Here is an 18,144-nt window from a genome sequence, read left to right as displayed (position 1 = left end):
TGAATACTGAGCCGACTCTTCCTCTCGTACATGGAGCCATCCTAACTGTAAGCTGAACTCTTAGCTAGGACAGCCCCTTATTTTTTCTCTTACACGGAGGGATTACAATTCGCCCGTGTCCTGAAGGCCGAAAAATCGTTCGGCGTTGGCCGCAGCGGCGAGCCAGAGGTCGGCGGAAGCCATGCCCCGGACCTCGGCCACGGCCTGGGCCGTAAAGCCGATGAACGCGGGCTCGTTGCGCTTCCCGCGCCAGGGGTCCGGGGCCAGGAACGGGCTGTCCGTCTCCAGCACCAGCCGCTCCAGGGGCGCGGCGGCCACGGCCTCGCGCAACTCGTCCATGCCCTTCCAGGTCACGGCCCCGGGGATGGACAGGTACCAGCCGTTGTCCACCACGCGCCGCATCCAGCGCTCCTCCCCGCCGAAACAATGCCAGAGGAGCGGCCGCCCCGCGAACCCCCGCTCCTCCAGGACCTCGAAGGAGTCATCCCAGGCCTCGCGGGAATGGATGACCACGGGCACGCCCAGTTCCCGGGCCAGGTCCAGCTGTTCGGCGAACACCGCGCGCTGCACGTCGTGCGGGGCGTAGTCGTAATGATAGTCCAGGCCGATCTCGCCCAGAGCCTTGATCCGGGAGTCCTCGGCAAAGGCCCGGGCCACGGCCTCGCGGGTCTCCCCGTCCCAGGTCCCGGCATCGTGGGGATGCGCACCCAGGATGAAGAATATCCCGGGACGCCCGGCGAACAGGTCCCGCCCGCGCGCGTAGGCCTCGGGCCCCAGGAAGACCTGCCCGATGCGCGAAACCCCGCAGGCCGCCGCGCGCGCGAGCACGGTATCGAGGTCCTCGGCGTAATTCTCCAGGTCCAAATGCGCGTGGGTTTCCACCCCGCCCGAGGGCAGGCCCAGGGTCTCGGGCTCCTGGCGGGGCGTCTTGCGCTTCTTGCTCATGATAAACGTTCCTTGATCCATTCCATGAAAACGCCCGCGCCGGGCGCGGGCGGATGAAAAACGAGGTCCGCCGAGGCTAGAACCGATCCCAGAGCTCCAGCACAGCCTTGCGCTGCTCGTCCAGGCCGTAGGCCCGGGCCGTTTCCAGGGCGGCTTGGCGCATGGCCGCGTATTGCGGGGCTCCCTGCGCCGCCCAGGCCACGGCCCGCTCCAGGGCCAGGGCCGCTGCGGCCACGTCGGCGTCCGCCGCGTAGAGCCCGTTGCCGCCCCAGGGCGTCTCGCGCAGGGGGCACCAGGGGCGCGCGGCCCCGGCCACGTCACCCATCTCGCCGTGGGCCTGGCGCATGTAGTCGAAGCCCCCGAGCCCGGCGAAGCCCACCACCGGGCAGCCGCAGGCCATGGCCTCCAGGGGCGGCAGGGGGCAGCCCTCGGGGTAGCCCATGGCCAAGAACAGATGCGAACCGGCAAGGGCACGGGCCACGCCCGCCTGGTCCAGGCCGTGGATCTCCACCCACTGGACCCGGGCGTCGGACGGGCTGCGCGGGGCGCGGGCCTCCAGCACGGCCCGCACCTGGGCGGCCAGGGCCTTGTTCTTGCGCGGCATGTAGGCCACGCGCACGGGCGAGGCGGGGGGCGGCTCCGGGGCCGGGAAAAACAGGTCCAGGTCGATGCCCGGGCGCAGGACCGGCGCGTCCTCGCCAAGGGCCAAGCGCAGGTACCAGGCCACGGGCTCGGACACGGCCACAAAGGACACGTCCAGCTGGTCCCAGGCCACGCCCTGGGGCAGGGCGGAAAACACATAGGCCCAGTTCTGCACGTAGACCAGGGTGCGGGCCTCGGCCTTGAGCCCCGGGGCCAGGGCGTTGACCCAGCCCTCGGGCACCAGCCAGATGTCGTCAGGCGTCAGGCGCATCTCGTCCCAGGGCACCACGGGCACGTCCCGGGACAGCACAGGCCCCTCGTGCCCGCCCTCGCGGACCACCAGGGCCACCTCGCGCCCGGCCGCGTGCAGATGCGCGGCCACCTGGTGCAGGACGTGGGTTCCGCCCGTGGCCTTGGCCAGCGGCGGCATGAAGATGTAGGTGCGCGACATGCGGGCACTCTAACAAGCCGTCCAGAAAGTGCAATCCGCTTCGTCAGCGCAAAAATCCAGACCGCTTATGCATGCCCACAACACACTGCGCGTCCTGGATTTTTGCGCGTCCTCGCATCTCACACCTCCTGAACGGCCTGATGGGGAAGGACTTCCTTCAACCCGCCTCCAGGCAAGATGCGGAAACAAAAGAGCCGCCCCCGGTGGGAGCGGCCCTTACAACTTGTTCCGCTGGACGCGCCGGGTCAACCGGCGAGGATCTCGATGCGCTTGGGCGCGACCTTCTCGGCCTTGGGCAGGAACAGTTCCAGCACGCCGTTGTCCAGGTGGGCCTTGATGCCGTCGCTGTCCACGGTGTCCGAGAGCTTGAAAGCCCGGCGGTAGTCCACGTCCCCGAACTCCAGTTCCAGGAATTTGTCCTCTCCGCCCGTGAGCACCTCGGAGCGGCCCGAGACGACCAGTTCGTTCTCCTTCAGGTCGATGACCAGGCCCTCCTTGGGCACCCCGGGCATGTCCATGAAGATGTGGAACCCGTCCTCGCGCTCGATGATGTCCGACGGCTGCCTGTGGCGGGGCAGCGCGGTTTCGGTCTTGCTGATTTCGTTGCTCATGGCGCCTACCTCCTATGAAATTGCGATGTCGATCTTCTTGGGGCGCACGGCCTCGGCCTTGGGCAGCACGATGTCCAGGATGCCGTTCTTCAGGGTGGCCGTGACCCTGTCGCGGTCCACGGGCACGTTCAGGGAAATGATCCTCTGGAACGGCCCGGCCGGGCGCTCCTGGCGGAAGTACTTGCCTTCCGGAGCCTTGCGCTCGCCCTTGATGACCAGGGTCTTGTGGGTCAGGGTCAGTTCGATGTCCTCCAAACCCAGGCCCGGTATCAGGGCGCTCACGCGCACCGCGTCGTCGCTTTCGCCGATGTTCAAGGGAGGGTAGGCGAAGCGGCGCTGGCTCAGGCTGGAAGGACCGAAGAACTCCTCCATCAGCTGGTCCCAGTGGCGCGGGACCTCGTAGAAAGAACCAAAATCAATCACCATGATTCATACCTCCGTGAACGGAATGGTTTTGTTTTCGAGATAAACGATAAACAGGGGGAAGGGCTTGTCAAGGTAGGTGGGGGGGACTTTTTCCCCATGTGGATAACGAGATGGGATTTGCCTTCGGCCGGGCGGGGGAGAGACACGGCGGTACAATTGGTCGTGCTTTTTTTGTCGCTTGGACACTGTGGAGATACTGTTCCGGGTGGGACAGCTGGTTCAAAAGCTTGCGCTTTTGAACCAGCTGGCAAAGGGGCCGGGGGGCGAGCCCCCCAGGCCCCTCTGCACTCCCCTGCCCCCCTTTTGGGGCGAGGGCGTTACCGGGCCAATGGTACTTTTGGGGAACGCCAAGGCATGTCGTCGCTTGAAGGTCGTGCGTGTCGGCGGGGCAGGGGCTTTGGCGGGGCTACGCGATACGCCTCCGCGTCGCCCCTATCGCCCCGATGCAGGGGGTGGGCATGTGCGTCCGACAGGCGGGTTGCTGGAAGAGGCGGGCCGAAGGGCCATGACGTCGAGGTTGCAGGCGGTCCCTGCGTAATTCCTCGGGCTACACGGTACGCCCGGGAATTCGCTTTACGGTCCCGATTTGCGGGGTGGGTATGGATGTGCGCCGATGATATTGGCTGATGAGCTTGGGCGTTAAACGGATGAGGGGCAGGATCAGACAGCATGCGGTGTCCGGCCGCAGTCCTTGCCCCGTGCCGCCGCACTGCTTGCGTCCCGCCCTCCGGAACTCCCCAAGCCCCGGCGCGCTGCCCGGCGTAGCGGCTGTGATGGTAATCAGCGAAGCGAAGCCGGGCTCGTGCGACGGAGCGGCATCACCTGTGCCGCGACACGAGGGGAAGAATCACTGAGGGACCGCACCACCGCGACTTCCCAGCGCCCCATGCGGGTACGGGGGGCGCAGCGCTGTGATGGTAATCAGAAAAGCGAAGCCCCCCGTACCCGCATGGGGCGCGGCCGCGTCACCTCCCCCATCATTCCCGACAAACCAACGCCCTACCCGCGAGGGAACGCGGTGGGCGGGAGGGAGGGCACAAGTGGTTTTGCGCCACGACACAAAAAAGGCCCGGAGCAACCACTCCGGGCCCTATCTTCCAAAAAAACTCAACTACTCGCCTTGCGGCACGCCCCCGGGCCATTCGCCCTCGGGAACCGCCTCCTCCACGAGCATCACCGGAATATCATCCTGTATGGGATACACCACCGCGCAGGCCGGGCAATGCAGCCCGTCCTCGGCGGGCAGGAGACGAATCTCGCCCTTGCACTTGGGGCAGGCCAGGATATCCAACAGGTCCTTGTTCAGGGTCATGGTCGTCCTCCTTGTCACCGGGACCATAGCCGCTTTGCCCCCGGCCCTCAAGAACATTGACACCCGCCCCTCGCATCCCCTAGCACAAGAGACGAGGCGCATTGCAAGCCAACCAAGGAGACTTCATGCCCGGCATCGACCTGCACACCCACTCCACCGTGTCCGACGGCACCCTGCCCCCGGGCGAACTTGTGGCTCTGGCCAAACGCAGCGGCCTGCGCGCCCTGGCCCTCACGGACCACGACACCGTGGACGGGCTGCCCGAGGCCATGGCCATGGGCCGGGAGGTGGACATCGAGGTCATTCCGGGCTGCGAACTGTCCGTGAACTGGGACACGGGCTTCATGCACATCGTGGGGCTGTTCCTGCCGGAATGGCCCGAAAGGCTCGAGGCGGGCATGCAATACCTGCGCGACCGCCGCGCCAACCGCAACGAGCGCATCGCGGCCAAGCTCCAGGAACTGGGCCTGGACGTGACCTACGAACGCATCCTGGAGATCGCGGGCGAGGGCACGGTGGGCCGCCCGCACATCGCCCGGGCCATCGTGGAGGCCGGTGCGGCCACGAGCATCCAGAACGCCTTCGACGTCTATTTGGGGCAAAAGGGCCGCGCCTACCTGCCCAAGGACAAATTCAGCCCGGAAAAGGCCCTGACCCTGCTCAAGGAGGAAGGGGCCACCGTGATCCTGGCCCACCCCTACACCCTGGACCTGGACGGCGAGGCCGAGGAGCGCGCCGTGGCCGAGCTCAAGGAGATGGGCCTGGACGGCATCGAGGCCCACTACACCGAGCATACCCGGACCATGACCGAGAAGTACCTGGCCCTGGCCGAACGCCTGGACCTGCTGGTCTCTGGCGGGTCGGACTTCCACGGCTCGGTGAAGCCGGATATTTCCCTGGGGCGGGGCCGGGGCGGCCTGCACGTGCCCTACGCCCTGCTCACGGCCATGCGCGAGCGACGCGCGGCCCAGGGCCTGCCCGCGTAGCCGCCCGCGCGGACCCATGACTATTTTTCCCGAACTCCTGGCCCCCGCGGGCAACGCCGAGAAGCTGGACACGGCCCTGGCCTACGGGGCCGACGCCGTGTATCTGGCTGGCCCGATCCTGAACCTGCGCGCGCCGGACGCGGGCTTTTCCTGGGACGGCCTGGCCCGGGGCGCGGCCCAGGCCCACGCGGCCGGGGCGCGGGCCTACGCCTGCCTCAACGCCCTGCCCGGCCAGGAGCAGACGCCCCTGGTGCGCGAGGCCCTGGAACGGCTGGCGGACATGGACGGCCCTTCCCGGCCCGACGCCCTGATCGTGGCCGACCCCGGGGTCCTGGCCCTGGCGCGCGAACGCCTGCCACGCATGCCCCTGCACCTCTCCACCCAGGCCAACACGGCCAACGCCGCTGCCGCCGCCTTCTGGCGCGCGGCCGGGGCCTCGCGCGTGAACCTGGCGCGGGAGCTGTCCATGCGCGGGGTGGCGGGCATGGCCCGGGAACTGCGGGAAACAGGGGCGGACGTGGAGCTGGAGATGTTCGTGCACGGGGCCCAGTGCATGGCCGTGTCCGGGCGCTGCCTGCTCTCGGCCTCGCTCACCGGGCGCTCGGCCAACCAGGGTCTGTGCACCCATCCCTGCCGCTTCCGCTATCGGCCCACGGCCGTGCGCTTCGAGGAGGAGCTGCGGCAGGGGGACGACACCTGGGAGGCCGTGCAGGGGGAGGACCACACGGCGATCTTCGCCACCGAGGACCTCTGCCTGGTGAAGTACCTGGCCTGGGCCGCGCGCACCGGGCTCGCCGCCCTGAAGATCGAGGGCCGCATGAAGTCCGGCGGCTACCTGGCCCACGTGGTGGACGCCTACGCCACGGCCCTCAAGGACCTGCGCGCCGGGACCTTCCGCCCAACCCTGTATCTCGCCGAACTGGCCAACACGGCCTCGCGGCCCCTGGGCACCGGGTTCTTCCTGCCCGGCGGCCGGAGCAGGACCTACCCGAGGGCCGAAGCCCCGCGGCCCGTCGTGGCGCGGGTCACGCGCCGCCTGGGGGACGATGCCTGGGAGCTGGCCGTGCGGCACCGCCTGGACGCGTCCGAGCCCCTGGTCGTGATGCGGCCGGGCCTCGAACGCCCCCGGCTGGCCGCCCGGGACTACCGCCTGGAGAACCCGCAGGGCGAAGCCCTGGACCGGGCGCATTCCGGCGTCACGGCCGTGCTGCGCACCGAGTCCAGAGAAATCCGCGAAAAACTCTACCTGCGGTCTTGATGATCAAGAAGGCCGCCAAGGCAGCCCTTCCCTCAGAAAACACCTATATTTCAGACTGTTCCAAAATGTGCGAGTGCAAGGCGCAAGGAAAATTCAAGACCGACGCGTACTCCCCGTACGCGAGGGTTTGAATTTTCCGCAGCAACGCAGCAATCGTGCGTGTTGGGGCAGTCTGGTCAAGGCTCGACAAGGACCAGGCGCAGCCCGAAGGTCTCGGAGCCCAGGTCGTGGTTGCCGAAGGACCGGCCCGTGGCCTTGATGGTGCCGCTGGGGCCCGCGCCGAATTCGTCGGCCACCTGGTCCAGGACCAGCGCGCCCGTGGGCGTGAGCAGCTCCACCTCGTAGTGGGTGGAGAACACGGGCTTGCCCTCCATCAGGCGCAGGGTGGCCGGCGCGGGCAGGGGCAGGCGGCCATGGGCGCAGTCCACGAAGCCCGTGAACCAGGGCAGGGGCGAACAGACCACCCAGGTCACGCCCAGGGCGTCCAACCCGTAGAACGCGCCCACCACGTCCACCAGGGTGTCCACGGCGCCCACCTCGTGGAAGTGGACCTTTTCCAGGGGAATGCCGTGGGCCTCGGCCTCCACCTGGCCCAGGCGCTGGAAGGCCCGGGCCGAGCGCTCGCGCACCGCCGGGTTCAAATCCAGAGAACCGATAATGGCCAGGATGTCCGAAAGGTGGCGCAGGGGCTGGGACGCGGCCGCGCCCACGTCGAGCCTGCGCCCGCCGAACCCGTTCACGCGCACCACGGGCGCGTCGAGCTCCACGGGCACGCCCGCGCGCTCCAGGGCTGCGGCCAGGGGGGCCAAGTCCAATCCCAGGTCGGCCAGGGCGGCCAGGAACATGTCCCCGCCCATGCCCTGCCTGCAATCCACGAACAATTCGGCCATTGGTTGCTCCATACCCGATCGGGCGTAATTGGTGTTGAAAAACGGCTGTACGTATGCGAAGTTATAGTCAAGTGGTCGTGCGTCGATCACATAGCCCGTTGTGTTCCAATCCGCAAGGCAGAGCCGCCGGGCCCCGGCCAGCGGCCAAGTAAAGGAGGTTCGCGATATGCTCATCGGCAACTGGATGACGAAGGATCCCTACACCGCCACCCCTGAAACGTCCATGATGCGCGCGTCCAAGATCATGAAGGACAAGCGCGTGCGCGGGCTCTCCGTGGTGGACGAGGACGGGGTGCTCGTGGGCATCGTCACGGACCGCGACATCAAGGAGGCCTCGCCCTCCAAGGCAACGACCCTGGACGTGCACGAGCTGTACTACCTGCTCTCGGAAATCAAGGTGAAGGACATCATGTCCACCAACCTGGTGACCATCGGCCCCAACGACTCCGTGGAGCGGGCCGCCGTCCTGATGATGGACCACAAGATCGGCGGGCTGCCCGTGGTGGACGAAACCGGCAAGCTGGTGGGCATCATCAGCCAGTCCGACGTGCTCAAGGTGCTGGTGACCATCACCGGCGTGCTGCACGGCGGCCTGCAGTTCGCCGTGGACCTGCCCGACGAGCAGGGCACTCTGGGCGAGCTGGTGGCCTTCCTCAACGAGCGCAACTGCCGGATCATGAGCATCCTCACGGCCTTCGAGCCCGAGGGCGCGGCCACGCGCCACGTGTTCATCCGCCTCCACGACATGGACCGGGCCCTGCAGAAGACCATGCTCGACGAGCTCAAGGCCAAGTACAAGGTGCTGTACACCGCGCGCGACGAGGCGCACCAGCCCCTGATCTGAGAACACAGCGGACCGCGATGGTACAGACCGCCGCCCCTCGGGGCGGCGGCTTTTTCATGCCCGGGCGTTGCAGGCGAGAAAAGGGCAAAAAGCCAGGGCGGATGCGCTCAGGCGGCTCTCCTCCCCGCGCCCCTCGTAGAGCACCAGGGGCGGCTCCACCACGAGGCCCGGCCCGCCGTTCTTCACGGCCTCCACCAGGGCCAGGCGCGCGGGCTCGTCCGCGCGGGAATGCACGCAGAGCAGGCGTTTGGGCGACAGGCGGCGGGCCGCCATGTCCGCCAGCAGCTCGGGCAGGCGCTCGGGCAGGCCGATGAAGGCCGCGCGGCGGCGGTTGGCCAACAGCAGGGCCGCCGCGTCCACAAAGGCTGCGATGGGGGCCGAGGCCTCGAAGCGGGCCGCGTCGCGCCCCGGGTCCGGAGGCCGCCGCCCCGTGCCGGGGGCGCGGTACGGGGGATTGCAGACCACGAGGTCGAAGGATTCGGGAACGAGGTCGGCGTGTTCGCGCGCGACGGCCACGTCGCCGTGCAGGGCCGCGTAGCGTTCGGCCAGCCCCAGGCGCGCGGCGTTGTCCCGGGCGCAGGCCGTCATCTCCGGGTCCGCGTCCAGGCCGGTGACGTGCAGGCCGTCCCCGTCCGGGCGCAGCATGAGCCCCAGGCCCACCACGCCGCAGCCCGCGCCCAGGTCCAGGACGCGGGAAGCTCCGCCCGGCCGCGCGAAGCAGGCCAGGAGCAACGAATCCAGGGAAAAACGGAACCCCGCCGAGGGCTGGACAAGCCCCCGGGGGAAATAGGCGCGGACCTCGCCGCCGTCCTGGGCTGAAGCCTGGGGCACGGGGTCCTCCTCGCTCTCGGGGCTACCCGGCTTGGCCTACTCCACGGCCTCGCGGTCGCGCAGGCCCAGGAGGTAGAGCACCCCGTCCAGGCCCATGGTGGAGATGGCTTGGCGCGCGCCCTTGCGCACCACGGGCTTGGCGTGGAAGGCGATGCCCAGGCCCGCGACGCCCAGCATGGGCAGGTCGTTGGCCCCGTCGCCCACGGCCACGGCCTGCTGCAGGCTGATCTCTTCCTTTTTCGCGATGCTGGTCAGGAGGTCGGCCTTGCGCTTGCCGTCCACGATCTGGCCCTTCACGCGGCCCGTGAGGCGGCCGTCCTCGATCTCCAGCTCGTTGGCGTAGACGTAATCCACGCCCCACTTCTCGCGCAGGCGCTCGCCGAAATAGGTGAACCCGCCGGAGAGGATGGCCACCTTGTAGCCCAGCTTCTTGAGGGTGCGCACCAGGCGCTCGGCGCCCTCGGTGAAGGGCATGGCCTCGGCCACCTCCTCCATCACGGAGGCGTCCAGGCCCTTCAAGAGGGCCACGCGCTCGGTGAGGCTCTGCTTGAAGTCCAGCTCGCCGCGCATGGCCGCCTCGGTGATGGCCGCCACCTTGTCCACCACCCCGGCGCGCCGGGCCAACTCGTCGATGCCCTCGGCCTGGACCAGGGTGGAGTCCATGTCGAAGGCCACCAGCCTGCGGTTGCGGCGGTAGACGTTGTCCTCCTGGAAGGAGATGTCCACGCCCATTTCCGAGGTGATGGCCATGAACTCCGAGCGCAGGGCGGCGATGTCGCCGGGCACGCCGCGCACGGAAAATTCCACGCAGGCCCGGGGGGTGTCCTCGGGGTGCAGCACCGAGACCCGGCCCGAAAGGCGGTTCACGAAATCGATGTTCAGGCCCGCAGCGGTGATCACGCCCGCCACCCGGGCCACCTGGGCCGCGCCCAGGGAACGGGAGAGCAGCGTGACGATGTAGCGCTTGCGCCCCTGCGCCCCGACCCATTCCTCGTGGCGCTCTACGGTCACGGGGGAAAAGCGCAGCTCAACGTCCATGGCGTTGGCCGCGTAGAGCAGGTCCTTGAGGATGGGGGCGGTGCCCTGCTCCTCGGGGATGTTGATGATCAGCCCCAGGGACAGGGTGTTGTGGATCACGGCCTGGCCGATGTCCAGGACGCTGACGCTGTACAGGGCCAGGGTGTCGGTAATGCGGTTCAGAATGCCCGGCTTGTCTTCGCCGGAAACCTTGATCAGAAAAATCTCGGACATGAAAACCTCTCGTGAATCGACATGCGCCCCTGTTTACCCGGTTTCCGGCCGCTTGCAAAGGCCGGAATCAGGCCCCCCGCCGCCGGGCCGCACGGCGCTTCAGGGCCCCGTACACCAAGCCCGCCTCGGGCACGCGCAGGGCCAGTGCGGCCAGGGCGTAGGCCAGGACCCAGGCCGGGATCAGGGCCACGGCCCAGGGGCCCATGCCGCGCGTGAACCAGGCCGCGAGGCCCAGGGCCAGGGACATGGCCGCGTACAGCAGGGCCTGTCGGCCGCAGGAGGCCCAGGCCCCGAAACGGCGGCGCAGGCCCAGGAGCAGCAGCGCCGCGTTGCCCCAGGAGGACAGGGACGTGGCCAGGGCCAGCCCCACGTGTTCCAGGGGAAACATCAGGGTCAGGGCGCAGGCCACGTAGATGAGCAGGCTGACCACGGCGGCCTTGACCGGGGTGCGCGTGTCGCCCAGGGCGTAGTAGGCCGAGACCAGGGGCCGCACCGCCGCGAAGGCGGGCAGGCCCGCGCCGTAGGCCACCAGGGCCCAGGCCGTGGCGGACACGGCCTCCGGCCCGAAGGCCCCGCGCCCGAAGAGCAGCGCCACCACGGGCTGGCACAGGGCGATGAGCCCGGCCGCCGCGGGCAGGCTGATGAACAGGGTCAGGCGCAGACCGCCGTCCAGGGTCTCGCGGAAGTCGTCCATCTCGCCGCGCGCGGCCAGGGCGGAGAGGCTGGGCAGGGCGGCCGTGGACACGGCCACGCCGAACACGCCCAGAGGGAACTGCACCAGCCGGTCCGCGTAATACAGATAGGAGATGCTGCCCCCGGCCAGGAAGGAGGCCAGCACCGTACCGATGACGATGTTGATCTGGTACACGGCCGCGCCGAACACCGTGGGCAGCATGAGCCGCGCGGTGCGCCCCACCCCGGGATGCCGGGGCGACCACGGCCCGCGCCAGGAGAACCCGGCCCCGCGCAGGGACGGCTGCTGCAACAGCCACTGGCAGAGCCCGGCCAGGAGCACGCCCCAGGCCAGGCAGTGGGGCACGCTGAGCCCCAGCCAGACGCCCGCCAGGGCCGAGGCGATGAGCACCACGTTCAGGGCGCAGGGGGCCAAAGCCGGGGCCAGGAAGCGGCCCGAGGCGTTGAGAACGCCCATGCACAGGGCCACGCCGGAGATGAACACGATGTACGGGAAGCAGATGCGCACCAGGTCGGCTGTGGTGGCCACCAGGGCCGGATCGTCGGCGAAGCCCGGGGCCACCAGGAACACCAGTGGCCGCGCCTGGAATCCGGCGCACAGGGTCAGGACGCCCAGGATGACCAGCAGCCAGAAGAGCATGCTGCGCGCCAGGGCGTGGGCCTCGGGCTCGCCGTCCTCCTCGCGGATGCGGGTGTACACGGGCACGAAGGCCATGGTCAGGGAGCCCTCGCCGAACAGCCGCCTGAGCAGGTTGGGCAGGCGGAAGGCCACGAAGAACGCGTCGGCCAACGGCCCCGCGCCCAGGGCGAAGGCGATGATCAGGTCCCGCAGAAAGCCCAGGATGCGCGAGGCCAGGGTGGCCCCGGCCACCACGGCGGCGTTCTTGGCGATAACCCGGCTATGGCTGTTCATCCACGCTCCACGTGAGGACAATAACCCACCCCAAACAAAAGTTTTTGGAGAGGGGATGGGGGTCCGGGGGAAGGGGAGGCCCTTTTTCCAAAAAGGGCCTCCCCTTCCCCCGGCTCTTCCTTACAACCGCCCTACTTCTGGCACTTCTCGCAGAACACGCTGGTGCGGCCCGCCACTGTACGCCGGGAGAGCGGTGTCTTGCAAATCCTGCATGGCCGCCCGGCGCGGCCGTAGACCCTGAAATCGTTCTGAAAGGCCCCGGCGTCGCCGTGGGCGTTGACGTAGTCGCTGATGGACGAGCCGTTGGCCGCGATGGCCTCCTTGAGCACCTCCACGAGCGCTGCGTGCAGCCCCAGCAACCGCTTGCGCGGCACCGTATCCGCGCGCGTATCCGGCCGGATGCCCGCGCGGAACAGGGACTCGTCTGCGTAGATGTTGCCGACGCCCGCCACCACGGACTGGTCCAGGAGCAGGGCCTTGGTCCGCGCCCTGCGCCCGGCCAGGCGGTCCGCGAACTCCGCCGCGCCCATCTCCAGGGGCTCGGGCCCGAGGGAGGCCCAGAACTTCCAGCGCGGCAGGTCGCCGGGGGCCATGGCCCGGCAGGAGCCGAAGCGGCGCACGTCCCCGAAGAGCAGGGAGCGGCCGTCGGCCAGGGAAAAGACGATGCGCGTGTGCGGCCTCGCGGCCTGGCCCGGGGCCTCCACGGTGAGCCGCCCGGTCATGCGCAGGTGGAAGCAGAGATGCAGGACGCCGTTTCTCGGCCGCGCCAGGTCCAGCACCAGGACCTTGCCCCGCCGCCAGGCGCGCAGCACCCGCGCGCCCGCCAAGGCCGGGGGCAGGTCCGCAAGGCAGAGGGCCCCGTCGCCCGAGGACACGGCGCTGGCGTCCAGGACTTCCACGGCGCTGAATTCCGCGCCCGCCAGGTCCGCGTCCAGGCCCCTGGCGATGGTCTCCACTTCGGGCAGTTCGGGCATGGAGGCGCTATTCCTTTCCAGAATCCATGGGGTCGGGGGTCAGGGGGACGGTCAGGGTCAACAGGGCCTCGCCCCGGCGCACGGAGAATTCCAGGGGCTTGCCGTCGCGCTTGGCGCGCACGGCGGCCTTGTGCAGCACCCAGAGGTCCTGGACGGCCTCGCCCTGGGCCGCGACGATGGCGTCCCCGGGCCGGAACCCGGCGGCCTCGGCCTTGGTGCCCGGGGCCACGGACAGCACCTCCGCCGCGCCGGGCAACAGCCGCAGCTCGAAGCCCAGGCGCGAGGAATTGGTCAGCGCGCAGTAGAAGAGCAGATCGGCGGCCGCATAATCCGGGTCGTCCAGCCCGCGCCAGGGGACCAGGGACAGGACCTTGGCGCCCGGGTCCAGGGACTTCAGCCTGTGGGCCAGGCCCCAGCCGTATTCCACGTGCCCGGCGCCCACGAGCACCACCACGGGGGAACCGAGCCTGCGCGCGGCCACGGCGCCCTCGGCCATGGCCGTGTCCCACAGGGACTGCACCTGGAGGAAACGCTCCAGGCGCAGGGCGGACGCGTGCTCGGCTTCCTTGGATTCGGCATCCTTGGGGGCCATGAGCTCGCGATGCATGGCGAACTCCTCGCGCAGGGACTCGCGCTGCCCGTCCGGAGGCGGCAGGATTTCCGGGGGCGCCTGCGCCCTGTCCTCCGGGGCCACGGCTTCGAGCCCGCCCTCGGACACGGCGCGCACCACGCGGCGGGGCACGTTCAGGGCCACGAGCGGCACCCCCGCCTCACGCGCCACGCGCAGCACGGGCGCGTACCCGGAAAAGGCGTGGCCCCAGGTCTTGTCCCAGTCCAGCGCGTCGCGCAGCCCGTCCAGGTCCAGCTCCCCGGCATTGAAGCGGTCCAGCACGGGCTGGCGGTCCACGGAGACCATTTCCAGCCCGAGGGCGGGCGACATCCCCGCGCGCGCCACGGCCCGCAGCACGTCGGCCTGCACCAGATGGTCGCAGGCCACGGCATGCCCCTCGCCGAGGAGCACGTAGTCCGCGCCCCGAGCGGCCCGGGCCACGCTTTCCAGGGTCTGCACCTGCCCCTTGGGAGCGAATATCTCGCCGGGCAACACGTCCCGCATAGGTCTGGGCATGGGGCCCCCGGCGCATCCGGCCAGGGCAAAGGCAAGGCCCACGGCCAGCAGACGCAGCAGCGTAGAAACTTTCAGCATCTTGATTGAGTCACACTGAGGATTCATCCAATCCATCCTAGCGGGAACCCCCTCAGGGCACAACCCGCTTCCCCTCTCCCCTGCTTCCCCTCCGCCCCGCCCCAGCCCAAGCCCCCCAGACGGCTCAGAGGTGTGCGGATGCAAGGCGCAAAAAGCGGGCAGGCCCGACGCGTATACAAATACGCGAGGGTCTGCCCGCTTTGCAGCAACGCAGCAGACGTGCGCCTATGGGCCGTCTGGGGTTAGTCCCACTTGCGTTTGTCTTCGATGGGTCGAATCTGCGGCGGCAGCGTGCCCGGGGCCACGACCTTGAGCTCGGGGCGCAGCTTGATCTGCTGGCGGAAGTAATGCAGCAGCTCGTCGTCGCGCTTGAAGTTGCTGGCCTCCACGTAGAGGGTCATCTCGTCGATGCCGCCGGGGTTGGTGACCTCGATCTGCCAGCGCTTGATCTCCTCGAAGCGGGCCATGACCTGCTCCACCTGGTGCGGGTACACGAACATGCCCTTGATGCGGGTGGTGGTGTCCACGCGGCCCACGATGCCGCCGAGCCTCGGGGAGGTGCGGCCGCAGGGGCAGGGCGAGCGGTCGATGTAGCCCAGGTCGCCGGTGGCCAGACGGATGAGGGGATAGGTCTTGTTGAAGGCCGTGACCACGATCTCGCCCACCTCGCCGTCCTTGAGCGGGATGCCCGTGTCCGGATGGCAGATCTCCACGTAGGCGCGGTTGGCGATGTGCAGGCCCGTGGTGTGGAAGCATTCGTAGCCGATGCAGCCCACGTCGGCGGTGCCGTAGCCCTGGCGCATGATGAGGTCGAACTTCTTCTCCAGGGTGGTGCGCAGCTTTTCGGAGAACTTCTCGCCGGTGACGAAGGCCACTTCGAGATAGAGGTCCTTGCGCAGGTTCAAACCCGCTTCCTCGGCCTTCTGGGCCAGGTGCATAAGGTAGCTGGGGGTGCCCACGTAGCCGGTGACCCTGAGCTTCTGCAGGATGTCCATCTGGGTGGCGGTGTTGCCCGGCCCGGCCGGGACCACGGCGCAGCCCAGCTTGCGCAGGGGCTCCTCGAACATCAGGCCCGCGGGGGTCAGGTGGTAGTTGAAGGTCACCTGGGCCAGGTCGCCGGTGCGGAAGCCCGCGGCGTAGAAGCTCTCGGTCCAGCCCCAGTAGTCCTCGGTGCGGTCCTCGGGGTCGAAGATCGGGCCCGGGGACAGGAACACCCGGCGCAGGTCGCCGAGGTCCTTGGTCAGGAGCCCGCCCAGGCGCGGCCCCATGGACTGCAGGAAGATGAGTTCCTTTTTCTTGAGGATGGGGATGTGCTTCAGGTCGGCCAGGGTCTTGAACTTGTCCACGTTGAACTGGGCACGGTCAAAGCGCTTCTTCACGTCCTCGGAATAGCGGTAGGCGTAGGTCAGCAGTTCCTTGAGCTGGATGGCGTAGTACTGCTTGCGCTCGGACTCGTCGAGCACCTCGCGACGGGAAAATATGCCTTCTGTGCGGTCTTTGCGGGTCATGTCGGTATCTCCAATTACATTCTACTGTCCAGGTTGGGACCAGCATGTGTAGCAAAGAGCGACTGTGTAGGCAAGAAAAAAATATTATTATCATATATTTCAATCCGTTGCAATGGGGCTCGCGCAATTATCTCCCTTCTCCCAGGCGCAATGTTTCCGCGAGCACGCCAAGCCCCCTGGCAAGGGCGGCGCGGTCGCGCACGCCGGACAGGGACACGCGCACGCCCTGCCCGCCGCGCGTCGCGCCCACGGCGAAATGCTCCTGATGAGCTACCACGGCCCCGCGCCGGGCCGTGGCCTCGGCGAAGTCCACGGAGCCCCAGCCGGGCGGCAGGCGCAGCCAGACGAAGCTGCCCGTGTCGCGCGCGGCCAGGCGCTCCGCGCCCAGGATGTCCCGGGCCAGGTTGACGCGCACGCGCGCCTCCTTGTGGTTGGCCTCGATGGTGGCGTCGGCCGTGCCGTCGTCGATCCAGCGGGCGGCGATCTCGGCCATGAGCCCGGCGGCCTTCCAGGAAGTCATGGCCAGGGCCGCCTCCAGGCTGGCCACGGCCCCGGGCGGCACGCAGAGAAAGGCCACGCGCAGCCCGTCGCAGAGCACCTTGGACGTGGAGGCGATGAAGTGCCCCAGCTCAGGGGCCAGGGCGGACAGGGGCGGCAGGGACGCGCCCACGGCCAGGGCGTAGACGTCGTCCTCCACGATGCGCACCCCGTGGCGGCGGCAGACGTCGGCCACCTCGTGCCTGCGGTATTCGGGCATGCGCGCCACGGTGGGGTTGTTGCACGTGGGCATGGTGTAGAGCCCGCGCACGTGGTCGCGCGCGCAGGCCTCAGCCAGGGCCTCGGGCACGAGCCCGCCCTCGTCCATGGGCAGGGGGACCAGGGTCAGGCAGAGGCGCTGGGCCATGGGCTTGACCATGGGATAGGTCAGGGCCTCCACGGCCACCTTGTCCCCCGGGGAGAACAACCCGGCCAGGCAGGTGTACAGGGCGTGCTGCGCCCCGGCGCAGACCAGCACGTCGTCCGCGCGCGCCGGATATCGGAAACGCCCGGCCCAGCGCGCCCCGGCCTCGCGGTGGCGGGGAAGGCCCCGGGACTCGTGGCGCGTAAGCAGCGCGGCGAGGTTCGGGTCCCGCGCCATGTCCGCCAGGGTGGCGGCCAGGGCCGGGCCCAGGGAATGGGTGGTGGCCGCCAGCCCCATGTCCACCACGCCCTGGTCCTTGCCCAGGCCCGCGAAGCCCTCGATGGGCGCGGACACGAAGGTCCCCCGGCCGCGCTCGCCGCGCACCAGCCCGCGCCGGGCGGCCTCGGCGTAGGCGCGGGTCACGGTGCCCACGGTGACGGACAACTCCCCGGCCAGGGCCCGGTGCGTGGGCAGGGCCTGGCCCGGCGCGAGGCGGCCCTGGGCCACGGCCTCCTCGATGGCATCGGCGATAAGGGAATATTTCGGGTCCCGGGACGCTGTGGGGATGCGCAGCTGAATTGTCATGGTGACAATTGATATTTTGACCGCGAGATTGTGTCAATCCTATGGGGATGGTGAAGCTGGCGGCATCCCGCCGCCGGGCGAACATTCCCGCGAGGAGAGACGCGTGTTCCAGAATCTGCTGCCCCTGGCCCTGTTCTGCCTGGGCATGACCGTGACCCCAGGCCCCAACAACATCCTCATCACGGCCACCGGCGCGAACCACGGCTACCGCGCGGCATGGCCGCACATCCTGGGAGCGACGGCGAGCATTCCGGTGATGTGCACCCTGGTGGGCCTGGGCCTGGGCCAGGTGATGCTGGCCTGGCCCCCGGCGCACGTGGGTCTGAACGTGGCGGGGTCGCTGTATCTGCTCTGGCTGGCCTGGAAGGTGGCGCACTACGACGGGAACGTGGACGGCGGCGGACAGGGGGGCGCGGGCAGACCCCTGACCTTCTGGCAGGCCGTGCTCTTCCAGTGGCTGAACCCCAAGTGCTGGATGATGTACGTGGGCGCGGTGTCCATGTTCACGGTGCCGGGCGAGCCCATGGCGCCGCAGGTGCTGGTCATGGCGGGGATATTCACGGTGTTCGTGCCGCCGTGCTTTTCGCTGTGGGCGCTCGCGGGCGTGAGCATCGGGCGGTTTCTGACAAGTCCGCCCCGGCGGAGGGCGTTCAATTTGACGCTGGCGTTGTTGTTGGTGGTGTCGTTGGTGTTGGCGCAGGTTCCGGAAGGAGTGCTTGGGTAGGGGTGTTCTTAGTGCGTAGCGCTGGAAAAGTTTGATTTATGGAAGACAGCCGATTCAAAAGCTTACGCTTTTGAACCAGCTGGCAAAGGGGCCGGGGGGCGAGCCCCCCAGGCCCCTTTGCACTCCCCTGCCCCCCTCTTGGAGTGGAGGCGATACCGCACCCTTGTAGCCATGGATAACGCCAAGGCTTGTCTT

At 68.8% G+C, this 18,144-nt stretch carries 17 protein-coding genes; 4 read left to right on the top strand and 13 right to left on the bottom strand.

Annotation, left to right across the window (positions count from 1 at the left end):
- Nucleotides 1-102: 102 nt before the first annotated feature.
- The 5 genes from ACYYG1_RS16625 to ACYYG1_RS16605 all read right to left on the bottom strand — a co-directional run bounded on the left by ACYYG1_RS16625 (nt 103) and on the right by ACYYG1_RS16605 (nt 4,387).
- On the bottom strand, nt 103-945 hold the full coding sequence (locus ACYYG1_RS16625) for a TatD family hydrolase (protein ID WP_461211458.1): 843 nt from the start codon (nt 943-945) through the stop codon (nt 103-105).
- Nucleotides 946-1,021: 76 nt separating this feature from the next.
- Nucleotides 1,022-2,038, bottom strand: a complete 1,017-nt coding sequence (locus ACYYG1_RS16620) for a glycosyltransferase (protein ID WP_461211457.1) — start codon at nt 2,036-2,038, stop codon at nt 1,022-1,024.
- 245 nt (nt 2,039-2,283) lie between these two features.
- The gene (locus ACYYG1_RS16615) at nt 2,284-2,649 is read right to left on the bottom strand and encodes an Hsp20/alpha crystallin family protein (RefSeq protein ID WP_461211456.1); all 366 of its coding nucleotides are present in this window, start codon (nt 2,647-2,649) and stop codon (nt 2,284-2,286) included.
- Between the two features lie 12 nt (nt 2,650-2,661).
- The gene (locus ACYYG1_RS16610; protein WP_461211455.1) at nt 2,662-3,075 is read right to left on the bottom strand and encodes an Hsp20/alpha crystallin family protein; all 414 of its coding nucleotides are present in this window, start codon (nt 3,073-3,075) and stop codon (nt 2,662-2,664) included.
- A 1,111-nt stretch (nt 3,076-4,186) separates the two neighbouring features.
- Complete coding sequence (locus tag ACYYG1_RS16605) at nt 4,187-4,387, bottom strand: Trm112 family protein (RefSeq protein ID WP_461211454.1); 201 nt, start codon at nt 4,385-4,387, stop codon at nt 4,187-4,189.
- Between the two features lie 125 nt (nt 4,388-4,512).
- Between ACYYG1_RS16605 and ACYYG1_RS16600 the strand changes: the two genes are divergently transcribed.
- Nucleotides 4,513-5,373, top strand: a complete 861-nt coding sequence (locus ACYYG1_RS16600) for a PHP domain-containing protein (RefSeq protein WP_461211453.1) — start codon at nt 4,513-4,515, stop codon at nt 5,371-5,373.
- A 16-nt stretch (nt 5,374-5,389) separates the two neighbouring features.
- Entirely contained in the window at nt 5,390-6,631 is a 1,242-nt protein-coding gene (locus ACYYG1_RS16595; RefSeq protein ID WP_461211452.1) for a peptidase U32 family protein, read from the top strand.
- A 176-nt stretch (nt 6,632-6,807) separates the two neighbouring features.
- Here ACYYG1_RS16595 and larC read toward each other — a convergent pair whose 3' ends face one another.
- Nucleotides 6,808-7,521: a nickel pincer cofactor biosynthesis protein LarC gene (larC, locus tag ACYYG1_RS16590; RefSeq protein ID WP_461211451.1), complete on the bottom strand. Its 714-nt coding sequence runs from the start codon at nt 7,519-7,521 to the stop codon at nt 6,808-6,810.
- A 166-nt stretch (nt 7,522-7,687) separates the two neighbouring features.
- On the opposite strand from larC, the gene ACYYG1_RS16585 reads away from it, so the two are divergent.
- Entirely contained in the window at nt 7,688-8,365 is a 678-nt protein-coding gene (locus tag ACYYG1_RS16585) for a CBS and ACT domain-containing protein (protein ID WP_461211450.1), read from the top strand.
- Between the two features lie 54 nt (nt 8,366-8,419).
- On the opposite strand, the gene ACYYG1_RS16580 is transcribed toward ACYYG1_RS16585, so the two are convergent.
- The 7 genes from ACYYG1_RS16580 to ACYYG1_RS16550 form a co-directional block, all read right to left on the bottom strand.
- Complete coding sequence (locus tag ACYYG1_RS16580; RefSeq protein WP_461211449.1) at nt 8,420-9,196, bottom strand: tRNA1(Val) (adenine(37)-N6)-methyltransferase; 777 nt, start codon at nt 9,194-9,196, stop codon at nt 8,420-8,422.
- Between the two features lie 36 nt (nt 9,197-9,232).
- Nucleotides 9,233-10,447 carry a phosphoserine phosphatase SerB gene (serB, locus tag ACYYG1_RS16575; RefSeq protein ID WP_461211448.1) on the bottom strand — a complete coding sequence of 405 codons (1,215 nt, stop codon included), beginning with the start codon at nt 10,445-10,447 and terminating at the stop codon, nt 9,233-9,235.
- Nucleotides 10,448-10,514: 67 nt separating this feature from the next.
- On the bottom strand, nt 10,515-12,053 hold the full coding sequence (gene murJ, locus ACYYG1_RS16570; protein ID WP_461211447.1) for a murein biosynthesis integral membrane protein MurJ: 1,539 nt from the start codon (nt 12,051-12,053) through the stop codon (nt 10,515-10,517).
- Between the two features lie 131 nt (nt 12,054-12,184).
- Nucleotides 12,185-13,027 (bottom strand): bifunctional DNA-formamidopyrimidine glycosylase/DNA-(apurinic or apyrimidinic site) lyase, encoded by an 843-nt coding sequence (gene mutM, locus ACYYG1_RS16565; RefSeq protein ID WP_461211446.1) that lies wholly within the window; start codon nt 13,025-13,027, stop codon nt 12,185-12,187.
- A gap of 7 nt (nt 13,028-13,034) precedes the next feature.
- Complete coding sequence (locus tag ACYYG1_RS16560; RefSeq protein WP_461211445.1) at nt 13,035-14,231, bottom strand: ChaN family lipoprotein; 1,197 nt, start codon at nt 14,229-14,231, stop codon at nt 13,035-13,037.
- Nucleotides 14,232-14,473: 242 nt separating this feature from the next.
- Nucleotides 14,474-15,739, bottom strand: coding sequence for a phenylacetate--CoA ligase family protein (locus tag ACYYG1_RS16555; protein ID WP_461211444.1), 1,266 nt, complete (start codon nt 15,737-15,739; stop codon nt 14,474-14,476).
- 127 nt (nt 15,740-15,866) lie between these two features.
- Nucleotides 15,867-17,225, bottom strand: coding sequence for an aminotransferase-like domain-containing protein (locus tag ACYYG1_RS16550; RefSeq protein ID WP_461211443.1), 1,359 nt, complete (start codon nt 17,223-17,225; stop codon nt 15,867-15,869).
- A gap of 103 nt (nt 17,226-17,328) precedes the next feature.
- Between ACYYG1_RS16550 and ACYYG1_RS16545 the strand changes: the two genes are divergently transcribed.
- Nucleotides 17,329-17,949: a LysE family translocator gene (locus tag ACYYG1_RS16545; RefSeq protein WP_461211442.1), complete on the top strand. Its 621-nt coding sequence runs from the start codon at nt 17,329-17,331 to the stop codon at nt 17,947-17,949.
- Nucleotides 17,950-18,144: the final 195 nt, after the last annotated feature.

This window comes from Desulfocurvus sp. DL1XJH-121 (assembly GCF_054819825.1).
Note: the sequence above shows the minus strand (reverse complement) of the source record. Positions and strands in the feature narration are given on the sequence as shown.